General features: G+C 62.3%; 15 protein-coding genes. 6 read left to right on the top strand and 9 right to left on the bottom strand.

Features of this window, described 5'->3' with window-relative positions; translation table 11 throughout:
* Nucleotides 1-107: 107 nt before the first annotated feature.
* The 3 genes from WNZ15_RS17375 to WNZ15_RS17365 all read right to left on the bottom strand — a co-directional run bounded on the left by WNZ15_RS17375 (nt 108) and on the right by WNZ15_RS17365 (nt 4,592).
* Complete coding sequence (locus WNZ15_RS17375) at nt 108-1,895, bottom strand: ABC transporter ATP-binding protein (RefSeq protein WP_342894258.1); 1,788 nt, start codon at nt 1,893-1,895, stop codon at nt 108-110.
* Between the two features lie 122 nt (nt 1,896-2,017).
* Nucleotides 2,018-3,799, bottom strand: a complete 1,782-nt coding sequence (gene aspS, locus WNZ15_RS17370; RefSeq protein WP_342894257.1) for an aspartate--tRNA ligase — start codon at nt 3,797-3,799, stop codon at nt 2,018-2,020.
* 166 nt (nt 3,800-3,965) lie between these two features.
* Complete coding sequence (locus WNZ15_RS17365; RefSeq protein WP_342894256.1) at nt 3,966-4,592, bottom strand: ParA family protein; 627 nt, start codon at nt 4,590-4,592, stop codon at nt 3,966-3,968.
* A gap of 197 nt (nt 4,593-4,789) precedes the next feature.
* On the opposite strand from WNZ15_RS17365, the gene rnd reads away from it, so the two are divergent.
* Nucleotides 4,790-5,968 (top strand): ribonuclease D, encoded by a 1,179-nt coding sequence (gene rnd / locus WNZ15_RS17360; protein WP_342894255.1) that lies wholly within the window; start codon nt 4,790-4,792, stop codon nt 5,966-5,968.
* Between the two features lie 33 nt (nt 5,969-6,001).
* Here the strand turns inward: rnd and WNZ15_RS17355 are convergent, their stop codons facing one another.
* From WNZ15_RS17355 to WNZ15_RS17340, 4 genes are all read right to left on the bottom strand, one after another.
* Nucleotides 6,002-7,528: a Ppx/GppA phosphatase family protein gene (locus WNZ15_RS17355; protein WP_342894254.1), complete on the bottom strand. Its 1,527-nt coding sequence runs from the start codon at nt 7,526-7,528 to the stop codon at nt 6,002-6,004.
* A 1-nt stretch (nt 7,529) separates the two neighbouring features.
* The gene (locus WNZ15_RS17350) at nt 7,530-9,752 is read right to left on the bottom strand and encodes an RNA degradosome polyphosphate kinase (protein WP_342894253.1); all 2,223 of its coding nucleotides are present in this window, start codon (nt 9,750-9,752) and stop codon (nt 7,530-7,532) included.
* A 155-nt stretch (nt 9,753-9,907) separates the two neighbouring features.
* Complete coding sequence (locus WNZ15_RS17345) at nt 9,908-10,588, bottom strand: AAA family ATPase (protein ID WP_342894252.1); 681 nt, start codon at nt 10,586-10,588, stop codon at nt 9,908-9,910.
* 40 nt (nt 10,589-10,628) lie between these two features.
* Nucleotides 10,629-11,714, bottom strand: coding sequence for an AI-2E family transporter (locus WNZ15_RS17340; protein ID WP_342894251.1), 1,086 nt, complete (start codon nt 11,712-11,714; stop codon nt 10,629-10,631).
* Between the two features lie 271 nt (nt 11,715-11,985).
* On the opposite strand from WNZ15_RS17340, the gene purM reads away from it, so the two are divergent.
* Both purM and purN read left to right on the top strand, forming a co-directional pair.
* Nucleotides 11,986-13,062 (top strand): phosphoribosylformylglycinamidine cyclo-ligase, encoded by a 1,077-nt coding sequence (gene purM / locus WNZ15_RS17335; RefSeq protein WP_342894250.1) that lies wholly within the window; start codon nt 11,986-11,988, stop codon nt 13,060-13,062.
* On the top strand, nt 13,059-13,709 hold the full coding sequence (gene purN, locus WNZ15_RS17330; protein ID WP_342894249.1) for a phosphoribosylglycinamide formyltransferase: 651 nt from the start codon (nt 13,059-13,061) through the stop codon (nt 13,707-13,709). Before purM ends, purN begins: the two co-directional genes overlap by 4 nt.
* A 26-nt stretch (nt 13,710-13,735) precedes the next feature.
* On the opposite strand, the gene WNZ15_RS17325 is transcribed toward purN, so the two are convergent.
* On the bottom strand, nt 13,736-14,626 hold the full coding sequence (locus WNZ15_RS17325) for an amidohydrolase family protein (RefSeq protein WP_342894248.1): 891 nt from the start codon (nt 14,624-14,626) through the stop codon (nt 13,736-13,738).
* A 152-nt stretch (nt 14,627-14,778) separates the two neighbouring features.
* Nucleotides 14,779-15,504: a GntR family transcriptional regulator gene (locus WNZ15_RS17320; protein WP_342894247.1), complete on the bottom strand. Its 726-nt coding sequence runs from the start codon at nt 15,502-15,504 to the stop codon at nt 14,779-14,781.
* Nucleotides 15,505-15,805: 301 nt separating this feature from the next.
* Here WNZ15_RS17320 and WNZ15_RS17315 point away from each other — a divergent pair, with 301 nt between their 5' ends.
* The 3 genes from WNZ15_RS17315 (at nt 15,806) to WNZ15_RS17305 (ending at nt 19,152) form a co-directional block, all read left to right on the top strand.
* The gene (locus WNZ15_RS17315; protein WP_342894246.1) at nt 15,806-16,798 is read left to right on the top strand and encodes an ABC transporter ATP-binding protein; all 993 of its coding nucleotides are present in this window, start codon (nt 15,806-15,808) and stop codon (nt 16,796-16,798) included.
* 63 nt (nt 16,799-16,861) lie between these two features.
* Nucleotides 16,862-18,154: an extracellular solute-binding protein gene (locus WNZ15_RS17310; protein WP_342894245.1), complete on the top strand. Its 1,293-nt coding sequence runs from the start codon at nt 16,862-16,864 to the stop codon at nt 18,152-18,154.
* 68 nt (nt 18,155-18,222) lie between these two features.
* A complete protein-coding gene (locus WNZ15_RS17305) occupies nt 18,223-19,152 on the top strand; it encodes an ABC transporter permease (RefSeq protein WP_342894244.1) in 930 nt (309 codons plus the stop codon).
* Nucleotides 19,153-19,155 lie beyond the last annotated feature (3 nt).

Genomic DNA, 19,155 nt, shown 5'->3' with positions numbered 1-19,155 from the left:
CAAATCCACCGGCACCAGGTCCGCCTACACCAGATCCGGCGGCACCAGATCCGCCGGTCCGGAGCAAGCCCGGGTTCGCGCCCGGGCTTTCCAGGCCTCAGGCTGGTCTATTCAGCCGCCTCGTTGCGGTTCTGAAACTGCAATTCACACAGCCGCCGATAGATGCCGTCCTGCTCGAACAAGGCATCGTGTGAGCCGCTTTCGATGACGCGGCCCTTGTCCAGAACGTGGATCTGGTGGGCGTGGCGGACGGTGCTCAGCCGGTGCGCGATCACGAGCGTGGTACGGCCTGCCATCAAGGTCTCCAGCGCGGCCTGGATCTTTGCCTCCGACTGCGCATCGAGCGCGGATGTCGCCTCGTCGAGCAGCAGGATCGGCGCATCCCGGAGCATTGCCCTGGCAATCGCCACCCTCTGACGCTGGCCTCCGGACAGACGGTCGCCCCCCTGTCCTGCCTGAGTGTCATATCCTTCTGGCAACTCCAGAATGAAGTCATGCGCATTGGCAGCCCGGGCAGCCGCTTCGATCTCGTCCTGCGATGCGCCGGGTTTACCGACCGCGATATTCTCGCGCACACTCATGTTGAACAGGTAGGATTCCTGCCCGACATAGGCGATGTTCCGGCGCAGCGAGGTCATTGAAACGCCCGCGACCGGCTGACCGTCAATCAGGATGCGGCCGGACTGAGGGTCGTAGAAGCGCTCGATCAAGGCGAAGACCGTGGACTTGCCGGCCCCTGACGCACCGACCAGGGCGGTGGTCCGTCCGCCTTCGGCGGTCAGGGACAGGCCGTTCAGCGCCGCTCCATCGCCATAGGAGAATTGAACGTCTTCCAGGGTCACACGGCCGTCCGAGATCGCCAGATCGGGTGCGTCTTCAACCTTTTCCAGGTCCGGCTTTTCGTCGATCAGCTCATACATGAGCCGGACGCCGACAATGGCCTTGTTCAGATTGACGTTCAGCCGGGCCAGACGACGCGCCGGATCATAGGCCAGCAGCAACGCCGTGATGAAAGCGAAGAATGCCCCCGGATCCTTGCCCAGTTCGATGACGGAGAACCCGCCGTAGAAGATGACCAGGGCAATGGCAAAGCCGCCCAGCGTCTCCATCAGCGGAGACGTGCGCGCCGTCAGCGAAGCGATCTTGTTGGACTGGCTCTGCACTTCCGCGACGGATGCGGCCATGCGCTTTTGCATCGCGGGTTCCATGCCGAAGGCCTTGACGATGCGCACGCCAAGGACCGTTTCCTGCAAGGTGGCACCGATGCGTGCGTTGGACACCACCTGACGCTTGGCGTAGGTTTTCACGCGCTTGACCAGCAGACTGACCCCGACGACGGCAGGGGGCATGATCAACAGCGCGAGCCCGCTCATCAGCGGGTCCTGGACGACCATGACGGCAACAAGACCGATCAGCGTCAGCACGTCCCGGCCAAGACTGAGAACGATCATGTCGATGACGCCCCGGGCGCTGCCCGCGCCGGTGTTCACACGGATCGACAGTTCCGGCAGGGACATGCGGTCGAAATAGGCCTGGTCCTGCTCAGTCAACCGCCGGAACAGCTTCTTTTGAAGATCGGCGACAATGGCATTGCCGACGCGGGACAGGACGACCATCTGACCGTAGGTCGAAGCCCCCTTGAGGGTGAAGATCAGGATCACAACGCCCGCGATCGTGTAGATCATCGCCTTGTCGCGGTCGATGAAGACCTCGTTGATGATGTCCTTCATGATCCAGGCGCTGGCGGCGGTGGTTGCCGCGACGAGCCCCATGAAAACAAATGCCAGAGCATACCGCGGGATATAGGCCCGGATGTTTTCGCTCAGCAGGCGCTTGATGGTTTGGAAGGTCCCGTCCGGATCTTCCCAGACCTGCCATTTTGCAGGGTTAAGCACGAAGCCATGCCTTTCTACAGCTTGCCGTCTCCGGCATGAAAGAGGCCAGCAAAGCCGGCCCCTCTACCCCATTTCAAATGGGTACCCTTTTTCAGGCCGGTCCCGCAAGAGGACCCGCCGTTTTACGCATCCGGCAGGTTCAGCCGCAGATGAAGATCGCGGAGCTGGGCCGGTGTCGCTTCGTTGGGCGCACCCATCATCAGATCCTCGGCCTTCTGGTTCATCGGGAACAGCATGACCTCGCGGATGTTGGCCTCGTCTGCCAGAAGCATCACGATGCGGTCGATCCCGGCGGCGCAGCCACCATGCGGCGGGGCCCCGTACTGGAAGGCGTTGACCATGCCGCCGAAGCGGTTGTCGACTTCCTCGTTGGGATAACCGGCGATCTCGAACGCCTTGTACATGATTTCCGGCTTGTGGTTCCGGATCGCGCCGGACAGCAGCTCATGGCCGTTGCAGGCCAGGTCGTACTGGAAACCGAGAACCTCGAGCGGATCGCCGTTGAGCGCGTCCATGCCGCCCTGGGGCATGGAGAACGGGTTGTGCGAGAAGTCGATCTCACCGGTTTCCTCGTCCCGCTCATAGATCGGGAAGTCGACGATCCAGGCGAACTCGAACCTGTCCTTGTCGGTGTGACCCAGTTCCTCGCCGATGATGACGCGCGCCTTGGCGGCCACCGGTTCGAACTGTTTCGGCTTGCCGCCCAGGAAGAAGGCCGCATCGCCCTGCTCGAGACCTAGCTGAACGCGGATTGCCTCGGTGCGCTCCGGGCCGATGTTCTTGGCCAGCGGACCGGCAGCCTCCGTGGAACCGTCCTCGGCCTTGCGCCAGAAGATGTAGCCCATGCCCGGCAGGCCCTCGCCCTGGGCGAACTTGTTCATCCGGTCACAGAACTTGCGGCTGCCGCCCTTCGGCGCCGGAATGGCACGGATTTCGGTGCCAGGCTGCTCCAGAAGGTTGGCGAAGATGGCAAAGCCGGACCCGGCGAAATGCTCGGAGACGATCTGCATCTTGATCGGGTTTCTGAGATCCGGCTTGTCGTTGCCGTACCAGAGCGCGCTGTCCTTGTAGGAGATCTGCGGCCAGTTGCGGTTGACCGGGCGGCCCTTGCCGAACTTCTCGAAACAGCCTGCGATCACCGGCTCGATGGTGTCGAAAATCTCCTGCTGGGTGACAAAGGACATTTCCATGTCGAGCTGGTAGAAATCGGTCGGCGAGCGGTCGGCGCGCGGGTCCTCGTCGCGGAAACACGGCGCGATCTGGAAATACTTGTCGAAGCCGGAGACCATCAGGAGCTGCTTGAACTGCTGCGGCGCCTGCGGCAGGGCATAGAATTTTCCCGGATGCAGACGGGACGGCACCAGAAAGTCGCGCGCGCCTTCCGGCGAGGACGCGGTGATGATCGGGGTCTGGAATTCGTTGAAGCCGATCGCCCACATGCGGTCGCGCACATCGCGCACCACATTGGAGCGCAGGATCATGTTGTCGTGCAGCTTCTCGCGACGCAGGTCGAGGAAACGGTACTGCAGGCGCACCTCTTCCGGGTATTCCTGGTCGCCGAACACCGGCAGCGGCAATTCCTTCGCAGCGCCAAGCACTTCCATCTCGCGAATGAACACCTCGATCGCGCCGGTCGGCAGGTCCGGATTGACCGTTTCGTCCGTGCGTTTCTTGACGTTGCCGTCGATACGGATGCACCACTCGGAGCGCACGGTCTCGGCCAGAGCGAAGGCCGCCGAATCCGGATCGACCACGCATTGGGTCACACCGTAATGATCGCGCAAATCGATGAAAAGCACCCCGCCATGATCCCGGACCCGGTGAACCCAGCCGGAAAGCCGGATGGTCTGGCCTTCGTCTGACAGACGGAGATCACCGCACGTGTGACTACGGTAGGGGTGCATTCTTCTTCCTCGACATTCTGGTAGCTGGCTAGCATGGAAAATGACTACGGCCCGCCGGAGGCAGGCCGTATCCGGCTGCAAAAGCCATGTTGCGCGGCGAAAGTCAAGGGAGAGGCATCCGGCAATACCGGACGGCCCCGTCGAGACAGCGCCGCCCCCGGCAACGTCAGGTGTCCAGTGCCTGCAGCAGGGGATGCCACTGGCCGCGGACCTGGTGCGAACTGGCGTCGGAATAGTCGAACACGCCCGAACCGGCCGCCGCATGGCGCGCGTAAAGCACCCGGTCGGAAATCCTGGCAAGCAACGGATAGCCTTTGCCTGCGAGGGTCTGCTCCAGCGCACTCACCTGGGTCGAGCGGCGGTTGATCCGGTTGGCGATCACAAAAATATCGGCCTTGCCCTTTCTGACCCGCTTGATGTCGGAAATGCCGTCCAGAAACTTCAGCGTCGCGTCCCAGTCGAAAGCGGACGCAAGCACCGGCACGACGATATCGGAGGCCTCCGCGATCAGGTTCTTGGCAAGTTCCGAGCGCAACCCTCCGGGACCATCGATCACGATGGCGTCCAGTGCCTTGTCCTTGTCGCCGATGCTTTCTTCCTTGGTCCAGTTCAATCCCTCGATCGGCCTGAGCGTTTTCGGCCGGCGCCTGACCCAGGAGAAAGACGACTTCTGCCGGTCCGCATCCGCCAGCGCGACCTCCTCGCCGCGCGCGGCAAGCGCAACCGCAAGATTCGTCGCAATCGTCGTCTTGCCGCAACCGCCCTTGGAATTCACCACCAGTATCTTGCGCATCAGTCCTCCTATGTCCGGCCTCCTATATCCGGGCCCCGGTCCGGCACCAGTCCGGCATCTGTCCGGTTTCCTTGCTGCCGGTCACCGCCCAACATAAGCGCACATATTGCGCCTTTTCAAGGGCAGGTCTTTCAAATTTTACCATTTCGTGGCGACAAAGCGGCAGAACTCGGGTATAGCTTCCGATCACCATGCATGTGATTACAAAAACAAAAGATCTTGCCGCTGCGTGTCAGCGCCTTGCCGCCCATGACTATGTCACCGTGGACACGGAATTCCTCCGTGAAACCACTTTCTGGCCCAAGCTCTGTGTCATCCAGATGGCCGGGCCGGATATGGCCTTCATAGTCGATGCGCTGTCCGAAGGGCTTGACCTTCAACCCTTTTTCGACCTTATGCGCGACGCCAGTGTGACAAAGGTGTTTCATGCGGCGCGTCAGGACATCGAAATCATCTACCATCTGGGCGAACTCATTCCCGCCCCCCTGTTCGACACCCAGGTGGCGGCCATGGTGTGCGGATTCGGTGATTCCATTTCCTACGACCAGCTTGTCTACAAGGTGACCGGCGCCAGCATCGACAAGTCGTCCCGGTTCACCGACTGGGCCCGGCGGCCGCTGACCGCCAAGCAGCTGGATTACGCGCTGGCCGATGTCACCCATCTCCGGGACGCCTATCAGTTCCTGAAGGCGAATCTCGCAGAACAGTCGCGCAGCCATTGGGTCGAGGACGAGATGCAGGTGCTGACGTCGGTCACCACCTACCGCACCGATCCCGACCAGGCCTGGAAGCGGCTGAAGCTGCGTGTGCGCAAACCGGTGGAACTCGCCGTCATGATCGAGGTTGCCGCCTGGCGCGAGGAAGAAGCCCAGGCGCGCGACGTGCCGCGCAGCCGGGTCATCAAGGACGATGCCATCTACGAACTTGCCGCCCAGCAGCCGCAGGATACGGAATCGCTCGGCCGGCTCAGGACCATCCCGCGCGGGTTCGAACGATCGAAATCAGCCGAAGACATCCTGAAGGCCGTCAGGCGCGCATTGGCTGTGCCGAAAGGCAATCTGCCGAAGCTTCCCAAGGGCCGGCAGGCGCCGGACGGATCCGCCGCTGCAGTGGATCTTCTGAAGGTGCTGTTGAAACTGGTCAGCGAAGCCCATGGCGTTGCCGCCAAGGTGATTGCCACGGTCGACGATCTGGAGAAGATCGCCGCGGACGACCGCGCAGATGTCGCGGCGCTGAAAGGCTGGCGGCGGGAGCTGTTCGGCGAGACCGCCCTGAAGCTGAAACGCGGCGAGGTCGCCCTCGCCTTCAGGAACCGGCAGATCGTCGCGCTCGACCAGCCGCCAGAACCGGAAATCGAAACCCAGGCCGCCGAATAGGCGACCGGATTTTCGCGGGAAGCCCGAGACGGATCACGCCGATCCGGTCGTGACCTCGACACTCACTTCGATGGCCTTGCCAAGCTGGCTTGCGCGCTTGCGCAGCCGCTCTCCGTCGAGACTCGCGAGTTCTCCGCCCAGGTTCAGGGACAGGCCCTTGCCGGTTCTGGTGATCCCCACCTTCGGCAACTGCCCGGCCATGGACGCGCTCAGAAGCGAGGCGACGCGCAATGTCGCTCCCAGGACCTTGGCCCGGATGCGCAGCCGGTCGGTGAACAGCTCCCGGATCACGGACGACAGCGCGCCTTCGCGCAGGCCGTCATGTCGGTAATAGACCGCTGCGGCCAGATAGGCCCGGCTCGCGTGATCCAGACCGACAAACGAGGCATGCGAGATGATGTTGAGGCTCTGCTCGCCGCGATAATCCGGATGGGCCCGCCAGCCGATGTCCGACAGCAGGCAGGCCGCGTGGCGCAGCCTTGTTTCGTTGGCCGTTTCCTCGATGCCGACTTCGGTGAACAGACGGTCCGTCCAGGCAATGAGTTCCTCGGCATGATCGGGTGAGCGGGCGCGCAGCGTGCACAGTTCGCGCGCGGCCTCGATCACCGGATCCTGATCCTGCATCTCGCCGGGAAGCTTTTCGTGAAGCAGCCCCTCGCGCACGCCGGTGGCGGAAAAGACCAGCCGTTCGGCCTTCATGGACGTCAGCACCTGTTCCAGAACGACCGCCCCGATCGGCACCAGCGCCCGCCGCTGTTTCGAGACGACCTCCGCCATCTCGACGCCTTCCAGGTTGGGCACGGCGATCTTCCTGCAGAACGCGATCGCCTCCTCCGCGCCGATCTCGTAATTGTGCATGACATGCAGCGGATAGTTGTTCTGCATCAGATGAAGCCGTCCGAGCGATCGCCAGGTGCCGCCGACCGCATAGAAGGTGCGCTCACCGGGCGCAAGAACCGGCCAGTCATAGCCCTTCAACGCTGCTTCCGTGAGCTTTTGCGCCTTGGCGATCCGGCCGTCGGCTTCCTCGGACAAGCGCAGGCCGCCGAGGGGAAAGGTCGCCCCCTGACCCGGCTTCTTGTCGGCAATCTCGACCAGCTCCAGGCTGCCGCCGCCCATATCGCCGACGATGCCGCGCGGCTGCCAGAAGCCGGCAATCACACCCAGGGCGGAATAATAGGCTTCCTCGCTCCCGTCCAGGATACGCACCGGCGCTTCCAGGAATCGTTCGACTTCCCTGACGAACTCAGGGCCGTTGGCCGCGTCGCGGGCCGCCGCCGTCGCGACGATGTAGAGCTCCTGACATTGGGTATGTTTTATCAGGGCCTTGAACCGGGCCAGTTCGCCCAGTGCCAGGCTGACGGATTCGTCCGCAAGCCTGCCGGTGGCGGCAACACCACGACCCAGACCGGCGAGCAGCTTTTCGTTGAAAAGCATTGTGGGCGTGCGCGCCTTGCGTTCGTAGATCACCAGACGAACGGAATTCGAACCGATGTCCACGACCGCGACCGGTCCGGATCCGTTGAGTCGGCCCCGGGCCGGTTTGAACTGACCAGACACTCTAACCTCGCTTTTTCCGTTTCAGAAACGGCCTCGGGCGGTCACTTTTCAACGATTTTCCCCGACCGGACAGCGACGGATTCGTCATGAAATACCGATGCGCATTGAAAGGCTCCTCGTTGGCACCCGGAGCGATGCGCTCATGACTGCCGTCCGGCAGGATGCGCCAGCTCTGCTGATTGTCTTTCAGGTTCGCGACCATGATCTGGTCGAGCACCTGTTCGTGGACGGTTGGCGTGAGCAAGGGTGTGAGCACCTCCACACGGCGGTCGATGTTGCGCGGCATCAGGTCCGCGGAGCCGATATAGACATGCGCCTCCGGAGAGGGCAGACCGTGGCCATTGCCGAAACAGAAGATGCGGGAGTGCTCCAGGAACCGGCCGACGATCGATTTTACCCGGATGTTCTCCGACAGTCCGGCAATGCCGGGGCGCAGGCAGCAGATCCCCCGGATCACCAGATCGATCTGCACCCCGGACTGGCTGGCCCTGTAGAGGGCGTCGATGATCTCCGGATCCACAAGGGAATTCATCTTCATCCAGATCTGTGCCGGATGCCCTGCCCGTGCGTGCTCGATCTCGGCCTCGGTCATTTCAAGGATGCGCTGTCGCAGATTGACCGGTGAGACCATCAGGTTGTTGAGTTCGGCCGGGCGCGCGTAGCCGGTGATGAAGTTGAATACCCGCGCCGCATCTTCGGCTATGCCGGGATCGTCGGTGAAGAAGGACAGGTCTTCATAGATACGCGCTGTGATCGGATGGTAATTGCCTGTGCCGATATGACAATAGGTTTTGAGTTGGCCATGCTCGCGCTTGATCACCATCGACAGTTTTGAATGCGTCTTGAGCTCGATGAAACCGAAGACCACCTGCACACCCGCCCGCTCCAGGTCGCGCGCCCACTTGATGTTCGCCTCTTCGTCGAAACGGGCCTTCAGTTCGACCAGGGCCGTTACGGACTTGCCGGCTTCCGCAGCTTCCGCAAGCGCCTTGACGACCGGTGAATTGTTGGACGTGCGATAGAGCGTCTGCTTGATGGCGACCACATCCGGATCGCGGGCTGCCTGACGCAGATACTGGACCACCACATCAAAGGACTCATAGGGGTGGTGGACGATGATGTCCTTCTGATGGATCGCGGCCATGCAGTCACCGCCGTGCTCCCGGATCCGCTCCGGAAACCGGGCCGTGTAGGGTTCGAATTTCAGGTCCGGGCGTTCCAGATCGACAATTTGCGACAGGTTGTTGAGGGCCAGCAGGCCGTTGGCGAGAAAAATCTCGTTTTCTTTCACGTCCAGGGCGTCGGCCACGAATTCACGCAGGGCCGCTGGCGTGGTTTCCTGGATCTCCAGACGGATCACCGAACCGCGCCGGCGGCGCTTCAGGGCGCTTTCGAACAGGCGGACCAGATCCTCGGCCTCTTCCTCGATTTCCAGATCGCTGTCGCGAATGACCCGAAAGGCTCCTTTGCCCCGGATTTCATAACCGGGAAACAGGCGCCCGATGAACAGGCCGACAACCCTTTCAATGGCGATGAAACGCGCGGATCCGTCTTCGCCGGCCGGCAACTGCACGAACCGGTCGACCTGGTTCGGGATCCGGAGCAGCGCGATCATGCCCCGGCCACCCGAGGTCGGGACCAGTTCGAAGACGATGGTGAACCCCAGGTTCGGGATGAACGGGAACGGATGCGCCGGATCGATCGCAAGCGGCGTCAGAACCGGAAAGACATAGGACAGAAAATAGTCCTGCAGCCAGATCCGGTCGCTGTCGGCAATCGTGTCGCCGTGCAGGATCTCGATGCCCTTGTCGGCGATATCGCTGCGCAGCGCGCCCCAGATCTTCTGCTGAGATGCCTGAAGATCCCGCACGGCGTCGCTGATTTTCTGCAACTGTTCCGTCGGTGTCAGGCCATCGTCGGACAGGTTGGTGACGTCGGCGCGCTGCTGGCCACGCAGGCCCGCGACACGCACCATGAAGAACTCATCCAGGTTGTTCGCCGAGATGGACAGAAAGCGCACCCGTTCCAGAAGGGGATGATCCGGGTTCATCGCCTCTTCGAGCACCCGCAGGTTGAATTGCAACCAGGAGAGTTCGCGGTTCATGAAACGTGCGGGAGACGTCGCCAGATCCCCCTGCAAGGCGCCATCGACATAGCCGCCGCCGGTGTCGAACGTCACCTTGGAAGAGGGCAGAATGTCTGAAAGATCAGGAGTTTCGTTCATGGCACCTTCTCTTTTTCCGGCCCTGTTCGGCCCTTGTTCCGCTCACTGCCCTTTTGTCCAGTCAGGCATCGACAGCACGTGCCGATTTCGCGCGCCGCAGTGCCTAGCATGGACTCCCGCAAGGACAAATGACAGTCCTGAGACAATCGTACGGATTATTGGCCTTTATGCACATTTTCAAGAACCCGGCCGGCCAGGGGCCTGGTGATCTTCACACGGCCCGCCAGGGCTTCCCGGTCAATGGCTTCGACCGCCCGGAGTGCCACACCCAGCGATCGCTCCATGCGCACCACCAGATAGTCGATGACACTGCGTTCGACCGAGATCTGCCTGTCCGCGAAAAGCTTCACAAGGACCCGGCGCAACAGGTCATCGTCGGGCTCCAGAATTTCCACCGGCGTCGCCGCACGCAGGCGGGAGACGAGGTCCGGCAAGGTGATTTTCCAGCTCGCAGGCCAGGTCCGGCTGGTGATCAGCACCGTCTTGCCCGCCTGCCGCGCCGCATTGAGCAGATGGAACAAGGCCGTTTCGTCGACCCCCAGATGTGCATCTTCCAGCACGGCGGCCGGGGCTGCGGCGAGCGTATCCACACAGGCTTCGGTCAGGTCGGGCGCGGAGACAACCACGGCACCGGTCTCGTCCTGAAAGGCCTGAACCAGATGGGATTTGCCTGACCCGACGGGACCGGCAAGAACAACCACCGGCGAAGGCCAGTCCGGCCAGCGCTCAAGGATCTCCAGGGCCGCCCGGTTGGAGCTGCCGACCAGAAAGTCCTCGCGGCTGAGCGCGGCCTCGTGAGGCAGCTCTAACGGCAGTTGATGCGGTGGTTCCGCCATGTACTCACTCTGACACTGATACGCTTAGACACTCATGCGCCTAGTCTTCGGAAACCGCCGATGGCCGGCCTGTTCCCGTGTAAACCGGGCTTGCCAGATACTGCCTCAGGGCAAATCGCGCAAGCACGCCGATCATCGCCGCTGCGGGGACCGCAATCAGCATGCCGACAAATCCAAAGAGAGACCCGAAGGCAAACAGCGCGAACATCAAGGTCACAGGATGAAGACCCGTGCTGTCTCCGACAAGTTTTGGCTGGAGAATGTTGCCCTCCAGAAACTGGCCGACCGCGAAGATGCCGGCAACGGCAAGGATCCAGGGCCAGTCCGGCCAGAATTGCACCAGCGCCACGCCGACGGACAGGATCAGGCCGAGACCGGCACCGACAAAGGGAATGAAGCTCACCAGGCCCGCGGCCATGCCGATCAGCAAGCCGAAGTTCAGCCCCACCACCGCGAGCGAAACCGCGTAGAAAAAACCGAGTATCACGCAGACGGAGACCTGCCCGCGCACGAACCCGGCCACTGCCCGGTCCATCTCCCCGGCAAGTCCGCGGATTTCCTCCAGATGAGCGCGCGGCAACCAGCCGTCGATGCGGGTGACCATGCGGTCCCAGTCGAGCAGCAGATAGAACGCGACCACCGGCGTGATCACGAACAGGGACAGGATCGACAACAGGGCCTGACCACCGCTCCACAGGGATTGCGCCAGCTTGCCGACGAAGGACGCGCCCTGCCCGATCAGGTCGGTCATGGAAGACTGCAGGTCCTCCGCATCGATGCCGGCGACCGCGGCCAGATCGGTCGGAAAATAATTCGACAGCAGCGCCTGCAGCTTGCGCACGAGTTCGGGAAACCGCTCCAGGAACAGCGCCAGCTGGTTGCCCAGCAGCGGCAGCAGCAAGACGAAGAACAGCACCAGGATCAGGAGGAAGGTGAACAATATGGTGAGCGTCGCCCACATCCGGCCCATGCCCAGTCGTTCCAGCCGGTCGCAGATCGGATCGAGCAGATAGGCAACCGCCATGCCGGCCACGAAGGGCAGCAGCACGCCGGAAAAAACGTATAGAAACAGGCAGAAGACGACGAGGGACATCAGCCAGAACTGGACCTGACGGCGTAGGGTCATGAAACTTTCTCCCTGGCGGGGACCAAACTCTTTTCTGCGCCGGCTGTTGTTGGCAGCCGCCCGGATGGCGGACCGCGTCAGCGCAGCCGACATGACCGCTTCTATAGACCCGTGACCGGATTTGCACCACCGGCCAGGCCTGTTCCCTGCTCAGGAGGCAGATTGTCCCTGCAATCCTCAGGGCATCGGGCGCCTCGCCTCTTGTGTTCCGCCGCGCCAGACTGTAAGCCGCGTTGGCACAGCCAACCGCTTTTAAGTCCTGGAGTGCCCCATGAGCGAATCCTCTGGATCCAACGGCCTGACCTATGCCGATGCCGGGGTCGATATCGATGCCGGAAACGAACTGGTGAACCGCATCAAGCCACTGGTCAAGGCAACGTCACGGCCGGGCGCAGACAGCGACATCGGCGGATTTGGCGGCCTGTTCGATCTGAAAGGCGCCGGATTTGAAGACCCGGTCCTGGTGGCCGCCAACGACGGTGTCGGCACCAAGCTCAAGATCGCCATCGAAACCGGACAGCATCGCACGGTCGGCATCGACCTTGTTGCCATGTGCGTCAACGATCTGGTGGTTCAGGGTGCCGAACCGCTGTTTTTCCTGGACTATTTCGCCACCGGCGCATTGGACCTGACGACCGCGACCGACGTGGTTGCCGGCATTGCCGACGGCTGCAAGCTGGCGGGCGCTGCCCTGATCGGCGGCGAGACCGCGGAAATGCCGGGCATGTATGTGGAAGGCGACTACGATCTCGCCGGATTTTCCGTCGGAGCGGTGGAGCGGGGTGCGATCCTGCCGCGCAAGGATCTGGCGGCCGGTGACGTGCTGCTCGGCCTGGCGTCCTCCGGCGTCCATTCCAATGGGTATTCCATGGTTCGCAAGATCGTCGACCTGTCCGGCCTGACCTGGTCGGACGCGGCGCCCTTCACGGAGGGAAAGACCATCGGCGAGGCACTGATGGAGCCGACACGGATCTACGTCAAACCGCTGCTGGCGGCACTCAAGGCCGGTTCCGGCATCAAGGCCCTTGCCCATATCACCGGCGGTGGCCTGCCGGAAAACCTCCCGCGGGTGTTGCCGGACGCCACCTCGGCCCGCATCGACCTGACGCAGATTGCCGTTCCCGACGTTTTCGGCTGGCTGGCCCGGACCGGCGGCGTTGCGGAAAAGGAAATGCTGCGCACCTTCAACTGCGGCATCGGCATGGTGATCGTGGCCGCCGCAGATGAGGCGGAAAATGTGGCCCGGGTCCTGACGGAACAGGGCGAGACGGTCAGCCGCATCGGGCAGATCGAGGCCGCGGGCGATGCGCCGGTTCTGTTCGACGGCAGCCTTGGACTTGGCACATGAGCCGCAGGAGAACCGCGATCCTGATTTCCGGCCGCGGCACCAACATGAGCGCGCTGATCTCGGCCGCGATGGATCCCGGTTTTCCCGCTGAAATCGCCCTCGTCCTGTCTAACCGGCCGGACGCCAAGGGCCTGGAACGGGCTGCGGAATTCGGCATTGCGACCGCGGTCGTCGACCACACGGACTTTGCCGGCGACAGGCAGGCCTTCGAGCGGCAGGTCGACGCGGCCCTGAAGGATCACAGGATCGAACTGGTCGCGCTGGCCGGTTTCATGCGCATTCTCACGCCGTTTCTCGTCAACGCCTGGTCGAACCGGATGATCAACATCCATCCGGCGCTCCTGCCCGCGTTCAAGGGTCTGGCCACCCATGAACGTGCCCTGGAAGAAGGCGTCAAGCTGCACGGCGCGACGGTCCATTACGTTTCGGCGGAAATGGATGACGGCCCGATCATCGTCCAGGGCGCCGTTCCCGTTCTGGACACCGACACGCCGGAAACCCTCGCCGCACGGGTTCTGGACGTGGAACACAGGATCTATCCCAAAGCCCTGGAACTTGTCGCAAGCGGCAAGGCCCGGATCTCAGGCGCCAGGGTGACCGCCGGCGGCAACGATGGCGAGACGGCAGAGCCGCTGATCTGGCCGTAGCGTTGCCCTGGCGGGACGGCGCCTGCCTATCGCTTGCCGATCTGATCCATCGTGATCTCGCGCCCGAACAGACGTTCCGCGTTCTTGTAGGCGATCTTTTCGGCGACCTCCCGGGGCAGATTGGCGAGCCAGGCGCGGTTGGACGCCATGATGTCGGAATAATTGTCCCACTGGCCGTTCACCCAGGTGTCGCTGCCGATCATCAGGCGATCCTGAAACGCGATCACGATCTCCGCCCATTCGGGCGCCAGAGCATCGCCGGGGCCGGCTATGTCCCATTCCCTGAGCGATGTATCGGCCAAAAGGTGTGGAAACTCCGCCATCAGGTCGTAGACCTCCGCCGCGGGCGTGCTGAGTCCGGCATGGGCCCAGATGATCTTCACCTCGGAATCCAGACTGTAGAGCCAGCGCACCGGATCCGCTCCGGAATGGACATGGAGATAGATGTCCCGCGCCTTCGCCATCCCGATGATCTTTCGAAACAGCGGTTCGTCGGCCGTGTCCATCCGGTGAATGTGGAACTCTCCAATGCCTTCGTGCGGGTAGTCATTCAGCCGCCCCTCCAGGTAGGCGTCCATGCCGGCTATCTTGGTCCAGTTCCCGGATCCGGCGGCGCCGTGATAGGGGCGCAGTTCCGGTACGATCCGGGTCGGCGCATGCTCCCAGAGCATGATCGTGCCCTCGTCCGGCGTCGATGAAACCAGCGCCATGGCAACACCGTTCCTGTCCATCAACTCGATGACGCTTTCAACCGGATACTGCTCCCAGGCGGGTTCCTTGTAGTGCATGTGGGCATCGAACAGCGGCAGGGAATGAACGGCATCGCCGATGGGCTGGTCGTCCGCCCGGGACGGTACGAGGAGTACCGCAAGAAGCCCGGCAGCCACCGCTGTCCGCCCGAAGTGCCCAATCCCCATATCGCTCTCCAATGCCTGTCCACAGGATGCCCGGCGCCGAATGGCCCTCAGCATAGCGACAAGATTAAACGCATTGCGGATGTTTCCGCAGGCTTTTTGTGCTCAGCGGTCCGGAAACCCGGCTGCGCGCCCCTGTCGGGCGGCACGCTTGCTCAGGCGGGTTTCAGCGCTTCGCTGAGCGATCTTCCCGGTTCCGGTTTTTCCCTGAGGTCGAGGCCGGAATGCAGGTCGACGATATGGCTTTTCTGAATGCTTTCGGCGGCGTCGCCGTCGCGCCTTTCGAAGGCGGTCATCAGGGCATGATGGGAATGGCTCTCGCAGGCGGTGTCGGAGCGCTTCCAATAGAGCGCGATGATCAGCGACGACCGGGATATCAGCGAGCGTACCATGCCCGCGTAAATCCGGTGATCGGCGATGTCGGCGATCTCTGTGTGAAAGCTTCCGGACAGGAACAGCGCCCTGCCCATGTCGCCTGCATGCAGGGCCGCGTGTTCGGCGTCCAGATGGTCCTTCAGTCGATCAAGCCGGGCGTTGGTAATCCCCTTCGCGGCCAGCCGCGCGACGGCGGGTTCGATCAGGGCGCGGGCCTGAAAAACCTCATGCGCTTCCCGGATGGAAGGCTTGGCAACGAAGGCCCCGCGGTTCTTCTCGATCGCAACCAGACCGGAATGGGCAAGTGCCTGCAAGACCGCCCGGATCACGGTGCGGCTGACTCCATAGATTTCGCCGACCTCGTCTTCCGACAGCTTCACGCCAGGGGCGAGCCTGTGTTCCAGAATGGCGGTCTGCAGTTTCAGACAGATGTCGAGCGCGCGCCCTTCCGGCAGGGCAAACACTTCGTGCAGTTTACGGCGTTGGTCGCGTGCGGCGGTGGTCACGGATCTTGTCTTTGTTGTCAGGCGCCCATCTGGATCATCGGCAAGATGGGGCAAGATGGGGCAGGATCAGGGGTTATGTCGATGCTACTCCCGGCAGCAGACCCGGGCAATTCAAATCGTATACAATTTTTGATCACTTCGTATTAAAAATGCCGTAACATTGTGCACTTCTTTCACTCAACTCGTTTCTCCTCCTCCCAAAAAACACCAAAAACCGCAGCAATTCAACGTTTTCAGACGTTGGCACGGCGTTTGCTTTTACAGGATCCGAACCCGGTCTTGAAGAAGGAAAACTCCGGCCATGGCGACATCCCTGGAGCTTGAGCTTGCGGCAACCACCAAACGCTATGGTGACACGGTCGCCGTCGATGCCATCAATCACAGGTTCGCCGCCGGGTCCTATTCGTGCCTGCTCGGTCCATCGGGCTGCGGCAAGTCCTCGACACTCAGGATGATCGCCGGCCACGAGAGCGTATCAGCAGGCGACATCGTGCTGGGCGGCGTCAACATCACCGACCTGCCGCCGGCCCGGCGCGGCACCGCGATGATGTTCCAGAACTACGCGCTGTTTCCGCATCTCACCGTCCTCGACAATGTCGCCTTTTCCCAGAAGATGAAGGGCGTCGACAAGCCGGTGCGTCTCAGGAAGGCGCACCAGCTTCTGGACCTCGTCGATATGGACGCCTACGCGAACCGTCTGCCCGCCCAGCTTTCCGGCGGCCAGCAGCAGCGCGTCGCCCTGGCCCGCGCGCTGATCACGGAGCCGTCGGTGCTGTTGCTGGATGAGCCGTTGTCCGCGCTCGATCCGTTCCTGCGCATCCGGATGCGGCTGGAATTGAAGAAGCTGCAGCGCGAACTCGGCATCTCCTTCATTCATGTCACCCACAGCCAGGACGAGGCGCTGGCGCTGGCGGACGACATCATCGTCATGAACGGTGGCCGGATCGAACAGGCCGGCAGTCCGCGCAAGGTCTTCAACACACCTTCCACCGAATTCGTCGCCCGCTTCATCGGCGGGCACAACGTGCTGCAGCAACACGGCGCCGCCGTCGCGCTCAGGGCCGACCGGCTGCGGGTCATGAAGTCGGCCAGCGAAGACCGCGCGCTGCTGACCGCCAGCGTCACGGATGTCGAATACCTCGGCTCCACGGTCAATCTGGCACTCGACGCGGGCGGCGCGGGCGATCTTACCGCCGCGCTCACCGACGAGGCCTTCTTTCTCGATCCGATCGACATCGGCGCGACCGTCTTCCTGACCTGGAAGCCGGAAGACGCGCACCAATTGGCGGCCTGACGGCCGCCGTTAACGGCCTTCCGCGGGCCAGACACAACTCCACAGGGGAACAGGAGCAGGAACATGACAGAGACAGTGACCAAGAAGGGCCTCAGCCGCCGCAGCATCCTGAAGGGCGGCGCCGCCGCGACAGGGGCCGCCATCGGATCGGGTGCGATCACCGGTTTTCCCACCATCTGGGCGCAGAACATCAAGGATGTGACCCTGCGCCAGTTCGGCACCGGCGTTTCCAATCTCAATGAAGTCGCCCAGAAGGTGAAGGAAGACCTCGGCTTCACGCTGGAAATGACCTCGCTCGACAGCGACGCCGTCACCCAGCGCGCCGCGACCCAGCCGGACAGCTTCGACATCGCCGACATCGAATACTGGATCTGCAAGAAGATCTGGCCGACCGGCAACCTTCAGGCCATGGATACGTCCAAGATCAAGAATTACGACAAGATCGTCGGCATCTTCAAGAGCGGCAAGCTGACACCGGAATCGGTGATTGCCCAGGGCACCGCGCCGCACACGGTCGGTTTCGTCGACGGTCCGGACAGCACGAGCTTCGCGTCGGAAGAAACCGGCTGGATGACGCTGATCCCGACCATCTACAACGCCGACACGCTCGGCATCCGCCCGGACCTGATCGGCCGGCCGATCGGAAGCTGGACCGAACTGCTCAACCCGGAGTTCAAGGGCAAGGCCTCGATCCTCGACATATCCTCCATCGGCATCATGGACGCGGCCATGGTCTGCGAGGCCATGGGCGAGATCCAGTATGGCGACAAGGGCAACATGACCCGCGAAGAGATCGACAAGACCATGGCGATCTTCACCGAAGCCAAGAAGAACGGCCAGTTCCGTGCCTTCTGGAAGTCGTTCGACGAGAGTGTCAACCTGATGGCCTCCGGCGAAGTGGTCATCCAGTCCATGTGGTCGCCGGCGATCACCGCCGTGAAGTCACGCGGAATTCCGTGCGTCTACCAGCCGCTAAAGGAAGGCTACCGCTCCTGGGGCGGCGGCATCGGCCTGTCCAAGAGCCTGTCCGGCCTGGAGCTGGACGCGGCCTACGAATACATCAACTGGTATCTCGACGGCTGGGTCGGCGGCTTCCTGATGCGCCAGGGCTATTACTCCGCCGTGCCGGAAACCTCCAAGAACCACATGGACGAGAACGAGTGGGGCTACTGGTTCGAGGGCAAGGAAGCCACGGGCGACATCACCAACCCGTTCGGTGATGTGCTGGCGCAATCCGGCGAGACCCGCGATGGCGGCTCCTTCCAGGAGCGCATGGGTGCGGTCGCCTGCTGGAACGCCGTCATGGACGAGAACCAGTACATGGTCCGCAAGTGGAACGAGTTCATCGCCGCCTGAGGCTGATGGTCGACACCGGCGTTCGGGGCATACCCCGGACGCCATCCTCCCAACCGGACCGAAGCCCCATGACGGACCAGACGCATCTCTTCATTCACAAGGAACCGGGTGACACGCCTGCGCGTCGGGCCTCGTTCAGCCTGAGCCGGCTTCCTGACGCCGCCACAGGATGGCTGTTGTCGCTGCCGCTGGCGCTGATCCTGTTTTTCTTCCTGGTGCTGCCGATCGCCATGATCGTCGTGGTCAGTTTCTGGGGCGCGACCGAATTTTCCATCTATCCGGCGTTCCAGTTCGAGAATTACGAGTTTCTGCTGACCTCGCCGGTCACCTACAAGGTGTTCTTCAACACCCTCAAATACGCGTTCATCACCTGGGCAATCACACTGGCGATCGGCTTTACCGTCGCTTATTTCCTGGCCTTTCACGTGCGCACCCTGACCTGGCAGATCGTGCTGTTCCTGCTGTGCACGATCCCGTTCTGGACCTCCAACATCATCCGGATGATTTCCTGGATCCCGTTCCTGGGGCGCAACGGCATCGCCAATTCCACGCTGATCTCGATGGGCGTCATCGACGAGCCGCTGGACTGGCTGCTGTTTTCCGATTTCTCGGTGATCCTCGCATTCGTTCATCTCTACACGCTGTTCATGGTGGTGCCGATATTCAACACCATGATGCGGATCGACAAATCCCTGATCGAGGCGGCCTATGACAATGGCGCCAGCGGCCTGCAGACACTCACCAACGTGATCATTCCGCTGACCAAGCCGGGCATCATGATCGGCTCGATCTTCGTGGTCACGCTGGTGATGGGGGACTTCATCACCGTGCGCTTCATGTCGGGCAGCCAGAGCGCCAATGTCGGGCGGCTGATTTCCAACGACATCGCTCTGCTGCAGTACCCGTCCGCGGCGGCGACCGCCGTGATCCTGCTGGTCACCGTGCTTCTGGTGATCTCGATCCTGCTGCGCTTTGTCGACATCCGGAAGGAGCTCTAGGAA

It is taken from the genome of Roseibium sp. AS2, assembly GCF_038900065.1.
Lineage (GTDB): Bacteria > Pseudomonadota > Alphaproteobacteria > Rhizobiales > Stappiaceae > Roseibium.
This window is presented reverse-complemented; position numbering and strand designations above follow the sequence as displayed.

Bases quoted from the DNA above. Each gene is read 5' to 3' on its own strand.
- purN (WP_342894249.1), top strand. From the start codon at position 13,059: ATGAGCCGCAGGAGAACCGCGATCCTGATTTCCGGCCGCGGCACCAAC.
- WNZ15_RS17315 (WP_342894246.1), top strand. From the start codon at position 15,806: ATGGCGACATCCCTGGAGCTTGAGCTTGCGGCAACCACCAAACGCTAT.
- WNZ15_RS17310 (WP_342894245.1), top strand. From the start codon at position 16,862: ATGACAGAGACAGTGACCAAGAAGGGCCTCAGCCGCCGCAGCATCCTG.
- WNZ15_RS17325 (WP_342894248.1), bottom strand. From the start codon at position 14,626: ATGGGGATTGGGCACTTCGGGCGGACAGCGGTGGCTGCCGGGCTTCTT.
- purM (WP_342894250.1), top strand. From the start codon at position 11,986: ATGAGCGAATCCTCTGGATCCAACGGCCTGACCTATGCCGATGCCGGG.
- WNZ15_RS17350 (WP_342894253.1), bottom strand. From the start codon at position 9,752: ATGAACGAAACTCCTGATCTTTCAGACATTCTGCCCTCTTCCAAGGTG.
- WNZ15_RS17340 (WP_342894251.1), bottom strand. From the start codon at position 11,714: ATGACCCTACGCCGTCAGGTCCAGTTCTGGCTGATGTCCCTCGTCGTC.
- WNZ15_RS17305 (WP_342894244.1), top strand. From the start codon at position 18,223: ATGACGGACCAGACGCATCTCTTCATTCACAAGGAACCGGGTGACACG.
- WNZ15_RS17365 (WP_342894256.1), bottom strand. From the start codon at position 4,592: ATGCGCAAGATACTGGTGGTGAATTCCAAGGGCGGTTGCGGCAAGACG.
- aspS (WP_342894257.1), bottom strand. From the start codon at position 3,799: ATGCACCCCTACCGTAGTCACACGTGCGGTGATCTCCGTCTGTCAGAC.
- WNZ15_RS17345 (WP_342894252.1), bottom strand. From the start codon at position 10,588: ATGGCGGAACCACCGCATCAACTGCCGTTAGAGCTGCCTCACGAGGCC.